This is a genomic window from Streptomyces radicis, assembly GCF_003626575.1.
In the GTDB taxonomy this organism is placed as follows: Bacteria; Actinomycetota; Actinomycetes; order Streptomycetales; family Streptomycetaceae; genus Streptomyces; species Streptomyces radicis.
In genome coordinates this window covers 143646-160587 of sequence record NZ_RBDY01000010.1, presented here as the reverse complement: position 1 = coordinate 160587, position 16942 = coordinate 143646, and the positions used below count along the sequence as shown (strand labels likewise).

Annotated in this window: 14 protein-coding genes, 1 tRNA gene, 1 pseudogene and 1 riboswitch; of the genes and pseudogenes, 7 read left to right on the top strand and 9 right to left on the bottom strand. The window is 73.0% G+C overall.

Annotated features, from left to right (window positions below):
- The first annotated feature begins 112 nt into the window (after window positions 1-112).
- From D7318_RS16000 to D7318_RS15985, 4 genes are all read left to right on the top strand, one after another.
- Window positions 113-1168: an SGNH/GDSL hydrolase family protein gene (locus D7318_RS16000; protein ID WP_183091436.1), complete on the top strand. Its 1056-nt coding sequence runs from the start codon at window positions 113-115 to the stop codon at window positions 1166-1168.
- A 66-nt stretch (window positions 1169-1234) separates the two neighbouring features.
- A complete protein-coding gene (locus D7318_RS15995; protein ID WP_120697780.1) occupies window positions 1235-2455 on the top strand; it encodes an acetyl-CoA C-acetyltransferase in 1221 nt (406 codons plus the stop codon).
- 247 nt (window positions 2456-2702) lie between these two features.
- Window positions 2703-3533 (top strand): hypothetical protein, encoded by an 831-nt coding sequence (locus D7318_RS15990; RefSeq protein WP_120697779.1) that lies wholly within the window; start codon window positions 2703-2705, stop codon window positions 3531-3533.
- A gap of 11 nt (window positions 3534-3544) precedes the next feature.
- Window positions 3545-3898, top strand: coding sequence for a hypothetical protein (locus D7318_RS15985; protein WP_183091435.1), 354 nt, complete (start codon window positions 3545-3547; stop codon window positions 3896-3898).
- Between the two features lie 99 nt (window positions 3899-3997).
- Here D7318_RS15985 and D7318_RS15980 read toward each other — a convergent pair whose 3' ends face one another.
- Both D7318_RS15980 and D7318_RS15975 read right to left on the bottom strand, forming a co-directional pair.
- Window positions 3998-4855 carry a Bax inhibitor-1/YccA family protein gene (locus D7318_RS15980; RefSeq protein WP_120697778.1) on the bottom strand — a complete coding sequence of 286 codons (858 nt, stop codon included), beginning with the start codon at window positions 4853-4855 and terminating at the stop codon, window positions 3998-4000.
- 238 nt (window positions 4856-5093) lie between these two features.
- Window positions 5094-5175: transfer RNA gene (locus tag D7318_RS15975), tRNA-Leu, on the bottom strand.
- Window positions 5176-5619: 444 nt separating this feature from the next.
- Here D7318_RS15975 and D7318_RS15970 point away from each other — a divergent pair.
- Entirely contained in the window at window positions 5620-6399 is a 780-nt protein-coding gene (locus tag D7318_RS15970; RefSeq protein ID WP_120697777.1) for an ABC transporter ATP-binding protein, read from the top strand.
- Window positions 6400-6475: 76 nt separating this feature from the next.
- Window positions 6476-9022: an ABC transporter permease gene (locus tag D7318_RS15965; protein ID WP_120697776.1), complete on the top strand. Its 2547-nt coding sequence runs from the start codon at window positions 6476-6478 to the stop codon at window positions 9020-9022.
- A 75-nt stretch (window positions 9023-9097) separates the two neighbouring features.
- On the opposite strand, the gene D7318_RS15960 is transcribed toward D7318_RS15965, so the two are convergent.
- Window positions 9098-10387, bottom strand: a complete 1290-nt coding sequence (locus D7318_RS15960) for an SAM-dependent methyltransferase (protein ID WP_120697775.1) — start codon at window positions 10385-10387, stop codon at window positions 9098-9100.
- 185 nt (window positions 10388-10572) lie between these two features.
- Entirely contained in the window at window positions 10573-12000 is a 1428-nt protein-coding gene (locus D7318_RS15955; protein WP_120697774.1) for an NAD(P)/FAD-dependent oxidoreductase, read from the bottom strand.
- A 284-nt stretch (window positions 12001-12284) separates the two neighbouring features.
- Between D7318_RS15955 and D7318_RS34950 the strand changes: the two are divergent.
- A pseudogene (locus D7318_RS34950) lies at window positions 12285-12464 on the top strand (type II toxin-antitoxin system RelE family toxin); the annotation flags it as partial.
- Window positions 12465-12468: 4 nt separating this feature from the next.
- Here the strand turns inward: D7318_RS34950 and D7318_RS15945 are convergent.
- From D7318_RS15945 to D7318_RS15925, 5 genes are all read right to left on the bottom strand, one after another.
- Window positions 12469-13395, bottom strand: a complete 927-nt coding sequence (locus D7318_RS15945; RefSeq protein ID WP_120697773.1) for a Ppx/GppA phosphatase family protein — start codon at window positions 13393-13395, stop codon at window positions 12469-12471.
- Complete coding sequence (locus D7318_RS15940) at window positions 13392-13901, bottom strand: DUF501 domain-containing protein (RefSeq protein WP_230423775.1); 510 nt, start codon at window positions 13899-13901, stop codon at window positions 13392-13394. The genes D7318_RS15945 and D7318_RS15940 overlap by 4 nt, the downstream gene beginning before the upstream one ends.
- Window positions 13902-13971: 70 nt before the next feature.
- Window positions 13972-14475 (bottom strand): FtsB family cell division protein, encoded by a 504-nt coding sequence (locus tag D7318_RS15935; protein WP_120697771.1) that lies wholly within the window; start codon window positions 14473-14475, stop codon window positions 13972-13974.
- 82 nt (window positions 14476-14557) lie between these two features.
- On the bottom strand, window positions 14558-15838 hold the full coding sequence (eno, locus tag D7318_RS15930; RefSeq protein WP_120697770.1) for a phosphopyruvate hydratase: 1281 nt from the start codon (window positions 15836-15838) through the stop codon (window positions 14558-14560).
- A 238-nt stretch (window positions 15839-16076) separates the two neighbouring features.
- Complete coding sequence (locus D7318_RS15925) at window positions 16077-16757, bottom strand: LysM peptidoglycan-binding domain-containing protein (protein ID WP_120697769.1); 681 nt, start codon at window positions 16755-16757, stop codon at window positions 16077-16079.
- Between the two features lie 3 nt (window positions 16758-16760).
- Window positions 16761-16895, bottom strand: a riboswitch (cyclic di-AMP (ydaO/yuaA leader).
- Window positions 16896-16942 lie beyond the last annotated feature (47 nt).

Here is a 16942-nt window from a genome sequence, read left to right as displayed (position 1 = left end):
GGGGACGGGTTCTTCCGCCCACCGGAGCTTGAACCCTATTGCGTTGCGCGGCGGGCCGCGCTGGGCACGACACAAGTGGAGGCACGGCACGGACAGGAGGCGTGGAACGCGGATGTCGAGGGCGAGGGTGGCGCGAAGGATCGCGACCGCCGCGGCGTACGGCGGCGGGGGGCTCGGGCTGCTCGGCGGCGCGGCGGCGGGCCTGGTGCTCACCGAGGTGCGGTACACGCGCTGGCGCGTCGGCAAGGGCACCGAAGAGGACCCCCCGGTGGCCGAGGGCATCTACGGAACGGCGTTCGCGGCCGCGCCGGGCCCGCCCTGGCGCCTCGCGATGCTGGGCGACTCGACGGCGGTCGGCCTGGGCGTGCGGCGCGCGGGACAGACACCGGGAGCGTTGCTCGCGTCGGGGCTCGCGGCCGTGTCCGAGCGCCCCGTCGAGCTGCACAGCGTCGCGCTCTCGGGCGCCGAGTCGTCCGACCTGGAGCGGCAGGTGTCGCTCCTGCTGACCGAGCCCGGCCGGGCGCCCGTGCCGGATGTGTGCGTGATCATCATCGGCGCCAACGACATCACCGGGCGCGTTCCCCCGGCGCGTTCCGTCAAGTACCTGGCCGAGGCGGTGGCCAGGCTGCGCACCGCGGGCTGCCAGGTCGTCGTGGGGACGTGTCCCGACCTGGGGTCCGTCGAGCCGATCGGGCAGCCGCTGCGCTGGATCGCGCGACGCCTGTGCAGGCAGCTGGCCGCGGCGCAGACGATCGCGGTGGTCGAGCTCGGCGGCAGGACGGTGTCGCTCGGGGCGCTGCTGGGCCCTGAATTCGCCGCGAACCCACGGGAGTTGTTCGGCCCCGACCGCTACCACCCCTCCGCCGAGGGCTATGCCACGGCCGCGATGGCGCTGCTGCCCACGGTGTGCGACGCGGTGGCCGCGTGGCCCGCCGAGGAGCGGGCCGAGGCCAGGCGGCGCGAGCGGCTGCTCCCCGTGGCGGCCGCGGCGGCGCGCGCGGCCTCCGAGAGCGGCACGGAGGTGAGCGCGGCTGACTCGGGCGGCAGGCGCGCGCCCTGGGCGCTGATGCGCCGGCGCAGGCGCCGTCCGCTCCCCGAGGAGGAGCGGCACCATGACGAGGGCCGTCACGAAGAGGGCCAGCAGGACCGCGAGATGACCCCCATGTGATAGCCAGGCACGTGACGGCCGCGCCGACACCCGGCGCGGCCCACCGCACAGCCAACGGGAGGCACCGTGCCAGAAGCAGTGATCGTCTCCGCCGTACGCTCCCCCATCGGGCGGGCGTTCAAGGGGTCGCTCAAGGAGCTGCGCCCGGACGACCTGACCGCCGCCATGGTGCGGGCCGCCCTCGACCGGGTGCCGGAGCTCGACCCCGGGGACATCGACGACGTGATGCTCGGCTGCGGCATGCCGGGCGGCGAGCAGGGCCACAACCTCGCCCGCGTGGTCACCGTCGCCCTGGGCCTCGACGACGTGCCGGGCTGCACGGTCACCCGGTACTGCGCGTCGTCGTTGCAGACCACGCGGATGGCCTTCCACGCGATCAGGGCCGGGGAGGGCGACGTCTTCGTCTCCGCAGGCGTCGAGACGGTCTCGCGCAGCGTGAACGGTTCGTCCGACGGCCAGCCCGGCAGCCACAACCCCCTCTTCGCCGCGGCCCGGACGAGGACCGCCGAACGCGCCGAGCACGGCGGCCAGGGCTGGCAGGACCCGCGCCTCACCGGCGAACTCCCCGACGTCTACATCGCGATGGGCCAGACCGCGGAGAACCTCGCGCGCGCGAAGGGCATCACGCGCGAGGAGATGGACGCGTTCGGCGTCCGCTCCCAGAACCTCGCCGAGAAGGCCATCGCGGATGGCTTCTGGCAGCGCGAGATCACCCCCGTCACCACCCCCGACGGCACGGTGGTCGCCGCGGACGACGGGCCGCGCCCCGGCGTCACCCTGGAGGGCGTCGCGGGCCTGAAGCCCGCGTTCCGCCCCGACGGCCTGGTCACCGCCGGGAACTGCTGCCCGCTCAACGACGGCGCCGCCGCGCTGGTGGTGATGTCCGACACGAAGGCGCGCGAGCTCGGCCTGACCCCGCTCGCGCGGATCGTCTCCACCGGCGTCTCGGCGCTCTCCCCCGAGATCATGGGCCTCGGCCCGGTCGAGGCCAGCCGCAGGGCGCTGGCCCGCGCGGGGATGTCCATCGGCGACATCGACCTGGTCGAGATCAACGAGGCGTTCGCCGCCCAGGTCATCCCGTCCTACCGCGAGCTGGGGATCGACCTCGACCGGCTGAACGTCAACGGCGGGGCCATCGCCGTGGGTCACCCCTTCGGGATGACGGGCGCGCGCATCACCACCACGTTGATCAACTCCCTGAGCTGGCACGACAAGCAGATCGGCCTGGAGACGATGTGCGTGGGCGGTGGGCAGGGGATGGCGATGGTGCTCGAGCGCCTGTCCTGAGCGGGGCGTGCGGTGCGCATGGTAGACAAGTGACCCCCGTCACCCGGTATATCCGGGCGATACCGAAGCGGGCCCGGGATGTGATCCATGCCGCCGCCCGGGGAGAAGTCGCAGGTCAGCCGGGTATGGGGGGCGCGTTCAGGACGAAAGACCCGTCCCATTCATGACCTTGCGCACTGCACGCCGTGGCCGCGCCCCGGAAACCTGGGATAAGAAGTCAGGGACCAAGAGCACTGGGAGCGACTCCGTGAGCGCCATATCCGTGATCCTGCTGGCGGCGACAGGCACCGCCCTCGCCCTGGGCGCCGTGGCCCTGCGCACCACCCGTCACCTGCGCGCCGAGCTGGCCACGCTCACCGGCGAGCTGGCCGAGCGCGCCGCCGCTGACGAGGCGCGCCCCGAGCGCGCCGAGATCCCCGCGCAGGAGATCCGCCGGGCGGTGGCCGAGGCGCTGGCCGACGAGCGGGAGCGCGAGCTGGCCGAGGCGCGGGCGTACTGGGCCGAGCAGGAGGCCAGGGAGCACGAGGGCCCTGGCGCGCTGCTCGCGGGGCGCGGGCTCGGGTACGAGGTCGCGGACGCCGACGAGGAGCTGCTCGACGCCCTGCTCGAGCGCTACCTGCTGAGCGACTCGGGCTATCCGGCGGGCGAGCGGGGCGAGCCCGAGGCCGGGAGCGGGGAGTCGCCCGAGCTGGCCGCGGCCCGCCGCCGCCACCCCTCGCACCCGGGGTTCACGCTGTCGGGAGAGCCCGTGGAACGCGGCGACGCGGAGGAGTACCGGCGCACGGCCGACCGGCTGGCCCGCCTCGCGGACGCGCACACGCCGCTCGCGGACGTGCGCCGCGGGCCGCTCGGCACGCTGGACATCTTCCTGTTCGCCGACGGCACGACGCTGTGTCTCTCGCCGAGCCACCAGGAGGCGGCGGAGCGGCTCGCCCTGGCGGTGCGGGAGGGCGACTGCCCGGTGCTGATGGGGGGTTCGGCGGTGTCGGGGGCGTTCGCGCTGACGTTCTCGTGCGGCGCCGACAGCGTCTATCTGCTGGCCGACCGCGTGGTCGCCTCGTCGTACCTGAGCGAGTGAGGAGCGGCCCGATGAACAGAACGGACAGGGCGGACCGGGCGGGCGCGGTGGACACCGGCCCCTTGGACGCGGCGGTCGACGCGGAGGCGGACCGGCTGCGGCGCCTGCCGGAGAGCAGGCTGCGCCGGGGCGCGGCGGCCGAGGCGCTCGCGCTGGCCCGCGCGCTGGCCGACCGGGCGCAGCGCCTCGAACGCCCCGACTTCCCGCCGCGGCCCTTTCCCGACGCGGGGATCCACACGGTGGGCGACCAGGTCGCGGTCGCGGGGCACGACCTGTCCGAGGCCCTGCGGGCGGTGGACGACGAGGCCCTGGCCCTGCGGGAGTTGGCCGGGGCCCTGGCGCTGCTGCCCCGGCGGGGCGGCTGACGCCAAGAGGTGAGCAGAGGTGAGCAAGCGGAAGGGCCCCCGCCTCGGCGGGGGCCCTTCCGGCTGTGTGATGTCCTGCCGCCCGGGGCGGCACGCGCGCTAGTCGCCCTGAAGGATGGCGATCAGGCGCAGGAACTCGAGGTAGATCCAGACCAGGGTCAGGGTCAGGCCGAACGCGGCCAGCCAGGACTCCTTCTCCGGGGCGCCGTAGGTGATGCCGTCCTCGACCATCTTGAAGTCCAGGGCGAGGAAGCACGCGCCCAGGACGACGCCGATGATGCCGAAGACGACGCCGAGGCCGCCGTCCCGCAGGCCCAGGCCGTTACCGCCGCCGATCATGGCGACCACGACGTTCACCAGGGACAGCAGGATGAAGCCGAGCGCCGCCGCCATCACGAAGTGCATGAAGCGGGTGGTGACCCGGATGATCCGCTGCTTGTACATGAACAGCACGCCGGCGAAGACCGCCATGGTGCCGATCACGGCCTGCATCGCCGCGCCCGGCGCCGCGGCGTTGATCGCGTTGCTGATGGAGCCGAGGAAGAGGCCCTCGAACACCGCGTAGGAAAGGATCAGCGCGGGGGACGCCTCGCGCTTGAAGGACTGCCACAGGCCGAGGCCGAGGGCGACCAGGGCGAAGAGAATGCCGAGGCCCACCGGCATGTCGGTGACCCAGGCGACGGTCGCCGCGGCGACCACGGTGCCCAGGGTGAGCGCGGTGCGCGAGACGACGCTGTCGATCGTCATCACGCCGGCGCGCGCGGGCGCCGGCGGCACAGCTCCGCCCTGGGGACCCACCTGCGGCTGCGCGTACGGGTTCCCCGGCTGCGCGTAAGGATTGGTCGGTGCCCCAGCGTACGGATTCCCGGTCTGCGGCTGCGGTCCGGCGTTGAAGCCGGCGTAGCCACCGTCCCGACTGAACCCCCGACGCGTGAAGACCGGGTTGCTGCTCCTCATCTCACTCCTCCATGGCCGCACGGCACGGCCTTGACTACCAGAGTAATGCGTTAGCAAAGACTGCACGGTAGTGCACTCGTAGAAACGAGCGGTAGGGGTGTGTTGGTTCCCTCTGCACGCCCCTGCCCGCTCAACGAGCGGGCGGGGCGGCGAATTCCCGTCGGCCCGCCCTGCCGTGGGCGTGGGTGGCGGGGGTGGGCGGGAGGGCTGTCAAGATCCTCGGCCGTAAGCTCTGGGGTGCCCGGAGCCGGACTTGAACCGGCACGGCCCGAAGGCCAGCGAGTTTTAAGCTCACCGTGTCTGCATTCCACCATCCGGGCACAGATCCCAAGCCGTACCGGGCGCGTCCGCGCCAGTCTCTGTACTGAGCTTATCCGGCCACTTCCCCCGAACACCGGTGCCCTAGACAGAAGTTGTCTGATTTTATGAGCCCCTGATGGCGCGTCACCACCACGGGGGCCGGTCACAGGCCGATCGGGCTGGCGGAAGGCTCTGTTCCGCCGTTCGAGGAATGACGCAAATCAACCCTCCGCATCCACTTAGGTACGCAGGGATGTCGTCGCGCCCGCCCGGCCAGGTCAGGCCCGTCTCCTACCTGAGGAGGACGCGGGGGCGGCGCGGGTACCTCTGAAGGACGCCACGGAACCCACACGCGGAGGGATCCCGGGCCATGGCGTCCTCCGCGAGGATGGTGGTCAGGCCACCGACCCGTCCGAAAGCCGCCGTTCGACACCCCCCCGTACGACGAACGACAGGAGAGACCCGTGTCCACCTTCGCCGCTCCGCCTCCCGCCCACGCGACCGCGGCGGCGGCCGCGCGAGCCACGGACCTGACCAAGGTCTACGGGGAGGGGGAGACGAGGGTCGTGGCGCTCGACGGGGTCTCGGTGGAGTTCGTCCAGGGGCAGTACACCGCGATCATGGGCCCCTCCGGGTCGGGCAAGTCCACGCTGATGCACTGCATGGCCGGGCTCGACACGATCTCGAGCGGCTCCACCCGCATCGGGGACACCGAGCTGACCGGCCTGGGCGACAAGAAGCTGACACAGCTGCGCCGGGACCGCGTCGGCTTCGTGTTCCAGACGTTCAACCTGCTGCCCACGCTCAACGCCCTTGAGAACATCAGGCTCCCCATGGACATCGCGGGCCGCAAGCCCGACAAGGAGTGGATGGACCGGGTCATCGCGACCGTGGGCCTGGCCGACCGGCTCAAGCACCGGCCGAGCCAGCTCTCCGGCGGCCAGCAGCAGCGCGTCGCGGTGGCCCGCGCGCTCGCGGGCAAGCCCGACATCGTCTTCGGCGACGAGCCCACCGGGAACCTGGACTCGCGCGCGGGCGCCGAGATCCTCGGCTTCCTGCGCAACTCCGTGCGGGAGCTCGGCCAGACCGTCGTCATGGTCACGCACGACCCCGTCGCCGCCTCGTACGCGGACCGCGTCGTCTTCCTTGCCGACGGCCGGATCGTCGACGACATGCCGGAGCCGACCGCCGAGCTGGTCCTCGAGCACATGAAGCGTTACGACGCCAAGGGGCGCACCAGCTGACACGCGCGCCGCCTCCGCGCCGCTCCCACGCCCACCGTTCACCGGTCTCACCCCATACACCCCTAGGTGCTGCTCCATGTTCAGAACCGCCCTGCGCAACGTGCTCGCGCACAAGGCCAGGCTCTTGATGACCACCCTCGCGGTGCTGCTCGGCGTGGCCTTCGTGGCCGGCACGCTGGTCTTCACGGCCACCCTCTCCGAGGCGTTCCAGCGCAGCTCTGAGGAGGGGCTGACCCATGTCGACCTCGCCATAGAGCCGGACGAGGACAGCGAGGCCGCCGAGTCCACGCCCGGCGGCGCGCGGAACCTCGGCCAGGACCTGCTCGACGACGTGGCCGCACTGCCGGGCGTGGAGTCGGCCATCGGCGAGGTGACCGGCTTCGCCGCCCTGGCCGACCGGGACGGCGACCTCGTCGGCGACGGCTTCGCCACCAACGGCGCCAACTACGCGGCGGGCAGCGACGGCACGGCCGAGGACGAGCGCTACCCCATGGCCGAGGGCCGCGCCCCCGAGCGCGCGGGCGAGATCGCGCTTGACTCCACGACGGCCGAGCGCACCGGGTACGGCGTGGGCGACACCGCGCGCGTCTCGGTCGACGGGCCCGTGCGCGAGGAGACCGTCACGGGCGTCTTCACCACCGACGACGGCAACGTCGCAGCGGGCGGCACGCTGGTGCTCTTCGACACGGCGACGGCACAGGACCTGTTCACCGCCCCCGGCGAGTACACGCGGATCACCGTCACGGCCGGGGATGGCGTGTCGCAGGAGGAGCTGCGCGAGGCGGCTGCCCCGCTGCTGCCCGACGACGCCGAGGCGCTCACCGGGGAGCGGCTGGCCCAGGACCAGGCGGACGCGATCGAGGCGGGCACCAGCGGGATGCGGACCGCGCTGCTGGCGTTCGCCGGGATCGCGCTCTTTGTCGGCGTCTTCATCATCGCCAACACCTTCACCATGCTGGTCGCCCAGCGCACCAGGGAGCTCGCGCTGCTCCGCGCGGTCGGGGCGAGCCGCCGCCAGGTGACGCGTTCGGTGCTGATCGAGGCGCTCGCGGTGGGCCTCGTGGCCGGGGCGACGGGCCTCGCGGCGGGCGTCGGGATCGCGGTGGGCCTGCGCTCCCTGATGAACGCGCTCGACCTCACCGTGCCCGACGGGCCCTTGATCGTCTCGGGCTCGGCCGTGGGCGTCTCGCTCGGCGTGGGCGTCGTCGTGACCGTGCTCGCCGCGTATCTCCCGGCCAGGCGCGCGGCGAAGATCCCGCCGGTCGCCGCGATGAACAGCGTGCACGCCCCCGCGACCGCGCGCGGCCTGCTCGTGCGCAACAGCATCGGCGCCCTGTTCGCGGCGGGCGGCGCCGCGCTCACGGTGGCGGGCATCGGCTCGGGCGACAAGGGCGCGACGATGGGCGCGGGCGCCGGGCTGCTGGTGATCGGCGTCTTCATCCTGACGCCGCTGCTCTCGCGCCCGGTGATCGCCGCGACCAGGCCGCTGCTCTCGGTCTTCGGGGTCTCGGGCAAGCTGGCCAGGCTCAACGCCGTGCGCAACCCCCGCAGGACGGCCGCGACGGCGTCGGCGCTGATGATCGGGCTCACGCTGATCACCGGCATGACCGTGATCGCCGACTCGATGTCCAAGGCGATCGAGCGGATGGCCAGCGAGTCGCTGCGGTCCGACTACCTCGTCTCCATGGCCAACTTCAGCCCGCTCTCGACCGAGGTCGAGCAGACCCTGGCCGAGCAGCCCGACGTCACGGTCATCACCGGGCTGCGGTCGTCGCCCGCGCTCGTCGCGGACGACCCGGACGCGCGGACGCTGACGGGCGCGGACCCGGCCGCGTTCGAGCAGCTGACCGATCTCGACTTCGAGGACGGCTCGTTCGAGGGCTTCGGCGGCACGGGCGTCCTGGTGGACGAGGCGACGGCGGACGACTTCGGCTGGGCGCCGGGCGACACGTTCACCACGACGTTCGAGGACGGCGCGACGCGGGAGCTGACGGTCGCGGGCGTCTTCTCGGGGAACCAGCTGTTCACCGGCGTCGTGCTGGACAGCGCCACGCTCGACCCGCACATGGAGCGCGTGCAGAGCTTCGAGGTGCTGCTCAAGACCGAGGGCGGGGCGAGCGAGGCGGCCAAGTCGGCCCTCGAGGGCGTCCTCGGCGACAACCCCGCGGTGCTCGTGCAGGACAAGGAGGACGTCTCCGAGGACATCGCCTTCGTCTTCACGCTCCTGCTCAACATGCTGTACGCGCTGCTGGCCATGGCGGTCATCGTGGCGGTGCTCGGGGTGGTCAACACCCTGGCGATGTCCGTCTTCGAGCGGAAGCAGGAGATCGGCATGCTGCGGGCGATCGGTCTTGATCGCCGGGCGACCAAGCGGATGGTGCGTCTCGAGTCGATCGTGATCGCGCTGTTCGGCGGGGTGCTGGGCGTCGGGCTCGGGGTGTTCTTCGGCTGGGCCGTGGGCGAGCTGATCAGCGACTACCTGACGACCTACGAGATGGTGCTGCCCTGGGCGCGCATCGGGATCTTCCTCGGCCTCGCGGGCCTGGTGGGCGTGCTGGCCGCGCTGTGGCCCGCGCGCCGGGCCGCGCGGCTCAACATGCTGGAGGCCATCAAGGCCGAGTGAGGCGGGGCGCCGCCCATGGACGAGGGGTGGTGGCGGGCCGACAGGCCCGCCACCACCCCTCGCGGTCGTCGGGGGTCAGCTCGCCTCGGTCCAGGCGCGGGGGCGCAGCGGCAGCCCCGACGCGCCCCGGGAGGTGGGGCGGACGGCGAGGGTCTGGTTGACGCCGATGCTGCCGCGTTCGAACGCCAGGGCCGAGGCGGCCATGTAGAGCCGCCAGACACGGGCGCGCCCCGCGCTGGTGAGCCGGACGGCCTCGGACCAGTGGCGCTCCAGGTTGCGCACCCACTGGCGCAGCGTCATGGCGTAGTGCTCGCGCAGCGACTCGACGTCCCTGACCTCGAACCCCGCCCGCTCGAGCAGGGCGACGGTGCGGCCGACGGGGGCGAGCTCGCCGTCGGGGAAGACATAGGCGTCGATGAACGGGTCGGGCCTGTACGTCCGGCCCGCGGGGAGGGGGCGGCGGGCGATCTGGTGGTTGAGCAGCCGCCCGCCTGGCCGCAGCAGCCCGAACACCTGGTCGGCGTACGCGCGGTAGCGGGTGGCGCCGACGTGCTCGGCCATGCCGACGGACGAGATCGCGTCGAACGGTCCGTCCGCCGTCTCGCGGTAGTCCTGGACCCGGATCTCCACGCGGTCGGACAGGTCCTCCTTGGCGACCCGGTCGCGGGCGTACGCGGCCTGCTCGGCGGAGAGCGTGATGCCCACGGCGCGCACGCCGTGGTGGCGGGCGGCGTGCAGCACGAGCGAGCCCCAGCCGCAGCCGACGTCGAGGAGCCGCTGGCCCTCGCGCAGGCCGAGCTTGCGGCAGATGAGCTCGAGCTTGGCGGTCTGCGCCTCCTCGAGGCCCGCGCCCTCGGCGGTCTCCTCGCCCCACACGGCGCACGAGTAGACCATGGAGGGGCCGAGGACCAGCTCGTAGAACTCGTTGCCCACGTCGTAGTGATGGCTGATGGCCTGCCGGTCGCGGCGCAGCGAGTGCAAAGGGCCGGTGCGGCGGCGGACTTCCTCGGGGGGCAGGGGTGGCGGCACGGGCAGCTGGGGCCCGGCGAGCTGGATGAGGTCGCGCCCGGCGGCGAGCGTCTGGCGGGCGGGGGTGGCGCGTTCGGCCTGGATCGGCTCGAGCATGCGGTCGAGCACGGCGTAGAGGTCGCCCTCGACGTCGATCTCGCCCGCCACCCACGCGCGGGCCAGGCCCAGCTCGCCCGGTCTGAACAGCACGCGCCGCAGGGCCCGCCGGTGCCGGACCACGATCGCGGGGCCGCCGGGCGGCCCGGCCTCGCTGCCGTCCCACGCGCGCAGCCTGACGGGCAGCGGGGATCCCAGGAAACGTTCGACGACCGTGGCGAGCCGGGGGGCGAAGGGCATGGGACACACCTCCATGAATGAGGACAGGTCGGTGTCGATCAACCTTGGCACCCAGTGACGGCTGAACACCCCCGAGCCACCGTCGATTCCCGCGGTGGGCCCCTTTTGGCAGACACCGGACAAACGGCGGGGCGGGTGGCCGCATGTGGCCACCCGCCCCGCCGTGTCGGGCGTCGAACGCCGCGTCAGCTCGCCGCGGCCCTCTGCTTCTCGCGGCTTCCACCGCTCTCGGGAGCCGCGCCGCTCGGGCCGCCTGCGGCGGGCGCCGCCGCGGCCGTGACCGGGGCCGCCGCCTCGTAGAACTCCTCGCGCGGGCGCTCCATGGCGCCGAGCGCCACCACCTCGCGCTTGAGGAACAGCGCCAGGGTCCAGTCGGCGAAGACGCGGATCTTCCGGTTCCACGTGGGGACCGCCATGCCGTGGTAGCCGCGGTGCAGATACCAGCCGAGCCTGCCGCGGAAGCGGAGGGTCAGCTTCCCGAGCTTGATCATGGCCACGCCCTTGCGCAGCCCGAGCCCGGCGACGGCGCCGAGGCTGGCGTGCTTGTACTCCTTCTGCGGGAAGCCGCGCATCCCGGCGATCACGTTGTCGCCGAGGAGCTTGGCCTGCCGCAGCGCGTGCTGGGCGTTGGGCGGGCACCAGGCGTTCTCCTGCCCGGCGGCGCGGGCCGCCAGGTCGGGAACCTGGGCGTTGTCCCCCGCGGACCAGATGTGGTCGGCGCCGGTGACCTGGAGGGTGGGCCGGGTGTCGACGTGGCCGCGCGGGCCGAGCGGCAGGCCGTAGTGCGCGAGCGCGGGGTTGGGCTTGACGCCCGCCGTCCACACGAGGGTGTTCGAGTCGGCGGTGACTCCGTTGCTCAGCTCGACGTGGCCGTCCACGCAGGAGACGAGCGATGTGCCCAGGTGGACCTCGATGCCGCGCTTCTGGAGGTGCTCGAGGCCCCACTCGCCGAGCTTGGGCCCGACCTCGGGGAGGATCTTGTCGGCGACGTCGACGAGGAGGAACCGCATGTCCTCGCGGCGGATGCCGGGGTAGTACCTGGTGGCGTCGCGCGCCATGTCCTCGACCTCGCCGATGGTCTCGGCGCCGGCGAAGCCGCCGCCCACGAAGACGAACGTCAGCGCCTTGCGGCGGACGTCCTCGTCGGTCGTCGAGTCGGCCTTGTCGAGCTGCTCCAGGACGTGGTTGCGCAGGCCGATGGCCTCCTCGACGCCCTTCATGCCGATGCCCTGCTCGGCCAGGCCCGGCACGGGGAACGTGCGGGAGACGGCGCCGAGGGCGACGACGAGGTAGTCGAAGGGGACCTCGTAGGGCTGGCCGACGAGCGGGGAGACCGCGGCGACCCTGCGGTCCTGGTCGACGGAGGTGACCCGGCCGGTCAGCACCTCCGCCTTGGGGAGCACGCGCCGCAGCGGCACCACGACGTGCCGGGGAGAGATGCTTCCGGCCGCCGCCTCGGGCAGGAACGGCTGGTAGGTCATGTACGAACGCGGGTCGACGACGGTGACGGTTGCCTCGCCGTAGCGCATCTTCTTCAGGATGCGGCGGGCTGCGTACAGACCGACGTACCCGCCACCAACGACGAGAATTCGGGGACGCTCCGTGGTGCTCATATCGTCGAGTATCCACCCGTCTCGGGGGCCAGCTCGTGAGGGGGTTCACAAGGTTGGTCGCGAGTCGTGCTACACTCCCGGGCCCGCTGAGGTGGGGTGCTGCCCCGCGAGGGGAACGCCGCAGGTGGGAGCGGTGCGCACGCGGACCGGACGCCGGGGACGCCGGTGGGCCCGCGAAGGGCACGGCGCGTTCCCGGCCCTCGGGGGGCCTTCCGGGTGACTCGGGCACGCCGCCGGAGCGCGCATCATGTGAAAAACTTCACGAGGGGTTCCCGCGCGGGGGCACGACATGGGGCGACGACCCGTACCGCCAGGACGCCGACATCAGGAAGCTCAGCGGCCCCTCGGGGCCCTACCGGCTCCGGATCGGTGGCTACCGGGTCGCCCACCGGATCGACGACGGCGAGCTCGTCATCCTCGTCGTCAAGGTCGGCGATCGGCGGGACGTCCACCGCGGCCGGTAGGCGCTCAGGCCACAGACCAGCCGATGCCGTCGAGGATGTCGTGCTCGCTCACCACGACCTCGCGCGCGCCGGTGCGTTCCATGACCTTCTGGAGGACCAGCGCACCCGCGCCGATCACGTCCACGCGGCCCGGGTGCATGACCGGGATCGCGGCGCGTTCGCCATGGGTCGCCGCGAGCAGGCGGGCCGTGACCTCCCGCACGCCGTCCGCCGTGACCCTGGAGTGGTGGATCGCCGCCGAGTCGTACGCGGGCAGGCCGATGGCGATGGCCGCGACCGTGGTGACCGAGCCCGCGAGGCCGATCAGGGTGTGGGTCTCGGTGAGCGGGACGCGTTCCGCGGCGAGGTCGAGCGCCGCCTCGATGTCGGCGGTCATGGCGGCGAGTTGGGCCCCGGTCGGCGGGTCGGACAGGCCGTGGCGCTCGGTCAGCCTGACGCAGCCGATGTCCACGCTGCGGGCCGCCCGCACCGCCGTGTCACCCAGCACGAACTCCGTGGAGCCGCCGCCGATGTCGAGCACCAGGTACGGCGGCGCGACCGTGCCGCGCAGCTCGCGCGTGGCGCCCGTGAACGACAGCGCCGCCTCCTCGTCGCCCGTGATCACCTCGGGCACGATGCCGAGGATGTCCTGGACGCCACGGGTGAAGTCGTCGCGGTTGGACGCGTCGCGCGACGCGGAGGTGGCGACGAAACGCGTGCGGTCGGGCGTGATGCCGTGCCCGCGGATCGCGGCGGCGTACGCGCGGCACGCGGCGAACGTGCGCTCGAGCGCCTCGGGCGCCAGGCGGCCCGTGCGGTCGACGCCCTGGCCGAGCCGCACGATCTCCATCCGGCGGTCGAGATCGACGAGCAGCCCGGTCGCCGGGTCCGCGTCGGCGATCAGCAGGCGGATCGAGTTGGTGCCGCAGTCGATCGCGGCGACCCGGGTCACCGCGCCGCCTCGGGGGCCGCGTCCGCGCTCACGCACGGGCCCTTGCGCCACCACTCGGGCAGCATCGCGAGCGCCTCGTCGCCCAGGGGGTTGACGCCGGGGCCCGCGGCGAGGGAGTGGGCGACCAGGACGTGCAGGCACTTGACGCGGTCGGGCATGCCGCCCGCGCTGGGGAAGCCGGGCAGCGGCCCCAGGGCGTCGCGGCGCGCGAGGTAGTCCTCGTGGGCGGCGCGGTAGGCGGCGGCCAGCTCGGGGTCATCGCCGAGGCGGGCCGTCATCTCCTTCATCACGCCGTCCGCCTCGAGCGTGCCGATCGCCGAGGCGGCGCGCGGGCAGGTGAGGTAGTACGTGGTGGGGAACGGGGTGCCGTCGGGCAGGCGCGGAAGCGTCTCGACCACGTCGGGGTTGCCGCAGGGGCAGCGGTGCGCCACGGCGTTGAGGCCGCGGGGCGGGCGGCCGAGCTGTGCCTCGACGGCCGCGGCGTCCCGCGGGGTGGGGATGTTCACGAAGGGTGCTCTCTGTCGCATCGTCGTCGTGTCGTCGTCGTGCCGTCGTTCACCGGCGATCGCCCGGCGTTCATCGGCCCTGGCGTCCGTCGGCGCCGTCCGCCTCGTCGAGGCCCTCCCAGAGGTTCTCGTACCAGGGGCGGGCGGCCGGGGCGCCGCGGGTGGAAAGGCGGTCGCCGCTGTCGTCCTCGGCGGCGCCCGGCAGGATGTACCCGGTCTCGCCGGGACGCACGAAGTTCAGCCGCTCGCGGGCCTGCCGCTCGACATAGGCCGGGTCCTGCCAGCGGGCCTTGGCGTCGCGCAGCTCCTCGACGCGCTGCCGCTCCTCCTCGGCCTGGCGCCGCAGGTCGTCCACGTCGGCGCGCTGCTGCACGTACTGGCGCAGGGGGTAGGCGAGGGCGACGATCAACGAGCAGACGACCAGGGCGAGAACGGCGGCCCTGCCGGTGAGGCGGCTGCGGCGGGGCGGGCGCCGCAGGCGCCTTGTCTGCGCGCGGTAGACGCGCGCCGCCGCCTGCTCGCCCAGTGCCCTGATCCTGGTGGCGGTGGAGAAACGGTCCCGGTCCGCGGCCACGGCGCCTCCTGTTCGCCCGCCCGAGTGCCTGTCCCCGCCACCGTACGGGACGGATGGCGGGGACGTGGCGATAGGCCGACGGTCAGTCGCGGAAGCGCGGGAACGCGGAACGCCCGGCGTAGACCGCCGCGTCGTCCAGGATCTCCTCGATCCGCATCAGCTGGTTGTACTTGGCGACGCGCTCGGAGCGGGCCGGGGCGCCGGTCTTGATCTGGCCGCAGTTGGTGGCGACGGCCAGGTCGGCGATGGTGACGTCCTCGGTCTCGCCGGAGCGGTGGGACATCATGCACTTGAAACCGTTGCGCTGGGCCAGCTCGACGGCGTCAAGGGTCTCGGTCAGGGAGCCGATCTGGTTGACCTTGACCAGCAGGGCGTTGGCGGCCGACGCGTCGATGCCGCGCTGGAGCCGCTCGGGGTTGGTGACGAAGAGGTCGTCGCCGACGATCTGGACCTTGCCGCCGAGCTCGGCGGTGACGGCCGCCCAGCCGTCCCAGTCCTCCTCGCTCAGCGGGTCCTCGATGGAGACCAGCGGGTAGGACTCGACCAACCCGGCGTAGTACGCGATCAGTTCCTCGGCGGACAGGGACTTGCCCTCGAAGGTGTAGGCGCCGTCGGAGTGGAACTCGGTGGCGGCCACGTCGAGCGCGAGCGCGATGTCCTGGCCCGGGGTGTAACCGGCCTTCTGGATGGCCTCGACGATGAGGTCGAGGGCGTCGCGGTTCGACGCGAGGTCGGGGGCGAAGCCGCCCTCGTCGCCCAGGCCCGTGGACAGGCCGCGCTCCTTGAGGACCTTCTTGAGCGTGTGGTACGTCTCGGCGCCCCAGCGGACGGCCTCGGAGAACGACTCCGCGCCGATGGGGGCGATCATGAACTCCTGGATGTCCACGTTGGAGTCGGCGTGCGCCCCGCCGTTGAGGATGTTCATCATGGGGACCGGGAGCAGGTGCGCGTTCGGCCCGCCCAGGTAGCGGAACAGCGGGAGGTCGCGGGACTCGGACGCGGCGTGCGCGACGGCGAGGGAGACGCCGAGGATGGCGTTGGCGCCGAGCGAGGACTTGTCCGCGGTGGCGTCCAGGTCGAACATCGCCTGGTCGATGAGGCGCTGCTCGGTGGCGTCGTAGCCGACCAGCTCGGGGCCGATCTGCTCGATGACGGCGAGCACGGCCTTCTCCACGCCCTTGCCGAGGTAACGGTCCTCGATCCCGTCGCGCAGCTCCAGCGCCTCGAACGCCCCGGTGGAGGCCCCTGAGGGCACCGCGGCGCGGCCGGTGCTGCCGTCGTCGAGGCCGACCTCGACCTCGACCGTGGGATTGCCTCGCGAGTCAAGGATCTCGCGGGCGACGACGACGTCGATGGACGGCACGGAGTTCTCCTTAGGTCCAGGTGGCTGGGTAGCTGTTGTCGTTGGCGTCGTGAAGCCCTCTGAGCCTAACCGCCCCACGGACCCACGCTTGCGCACGGTCGTGGCAATCCCGCGGGGGGCGCCGCGTCGCCGCAGTTCAGGGGTGGTGCGATCTTTTTGTTTACAAGGTGAAGAAAACCCGGTGCGGGGCGACGCCCCGCACCGGGTGAGGGTGGGTCGGCCCACCGCGGCCCTCGCGTCAGAGGGTGAGCTCCTGACCGGGGATGATCAGGTCGGGGTCGTCCCCGACCACACCGGCGTTGTCGGCGTACAGCTGGTACCACGTGGTGCCGAACGCGGCGGCGATGGCGGAGAGCGTGTCGCCGCGCACGACCGTGTACAGGTCGCCCGTGGACTCGGCGGCGCCCGTGGGCGCCTCCTCGGTCGGCTCGGGGACCGGCGCGGGCTCGGGCTCGGGCGCCGGGGCGGGCTCCGGCGCGGGCTCGGGGGCCGGGGCGGGCTCCTCGGCGCCGCCGCCGGTGTCCACGTCGGCGGCGGGGCCGCCCGCGGAGAGTCCGGCCTGCGCGCCACAGACGGGCCAGGCGCCGGGGCCCTGCATGCTCAGCAGCTCCTCGGCGGCGGCGATCTGCTGGTCCTTGCTCGCCAGGTCGGCGCGCTCGGCGTACTGGGTGCCGCCCGCGGCCTCCCAGCTGGACTGCGAGAACTGGAGCCCGCCGAAGTAGCCGTTGCCGGTGTTGATGGACCAGTCACCGCCGGACTCACATTGGGCGACGGTGTCCCAGGTGTCGACGGAGGCGGCGCCGGCGCCGGTGGCGCTCAGCAGCGGGATGGCGACCGCGGCACCGGTGACGGAGGCCGCCGCGGCGAGTCGGGTCGGCTTGGACGGACGGCGATGACGGCCCTTGCCCGTGAACAGCATGTCGTTCCTTCTCACCGACGCCTGCGAGGTGAGCTGTCGGGTTCGGGCCAGGTGAGTTGCCCGGTCCCAAGGGCGTTGGTGCCCCGGGGACTTCACCCCAAGCCGCTCTCGGTCCTGTGGGTCCGGCGCGGCGTCCGTGGCCCGGTGCGGTGCGCTCCGGGTCTCGGGTTCGGGTCCCCCGCTCC

Coding starts and splice junctions, on each gene's coding strand:
- D7318_RS16000 (WP_183091436.1), top strand. CDS start 113: ATGTCGAGGGCGAGGGTGGCGCGAAGGATCGCGACCGCCGCGGCGTAC.
- D7318_RS15960 (WP_120697775.1), bottom strand. CDS start 10,387: ATGCCCTTCGCCCCCCGGCTCGCCACGGTCGTCGAACGTTTCCTGGGA.
- D7318_RS15965 (WP_120697776.1), top strand. CDS start 6,476: ATGTTCAGAACCGCCCTGCGCAACGTGCTCGCGCACAAGGCCAGGCTC.
- D7318_RS15980 (WP_120697778.1), bottom strand. CDS start 4,855: ATGAGGAGCAGCAACCCGGTCTTCACGCGTCGGGGGTTCAGTCGGGAC.
- D7318_RS15985 (WP_183091435.1), top strand. CDS start 3,545: ATGAACAGAACGGACAGGGCGGACCGGGCGGGCGCGGTGGACACCGGC.
- D7318_RS15925 (WP_120697769.1), bottom strand. CDS start 16,757: ATGCTGTTCACGGGCAAGGGCCGTCATCGCCGTCCGTCCAAGCCGACC.
- D7318_RS15955 (WP_120697774.1), bottom strand. CDS start 12,000: ATGAGCACCACGGAGCGTCCCCGAATTCTCGTCGTTGGTGGCGGGTAC.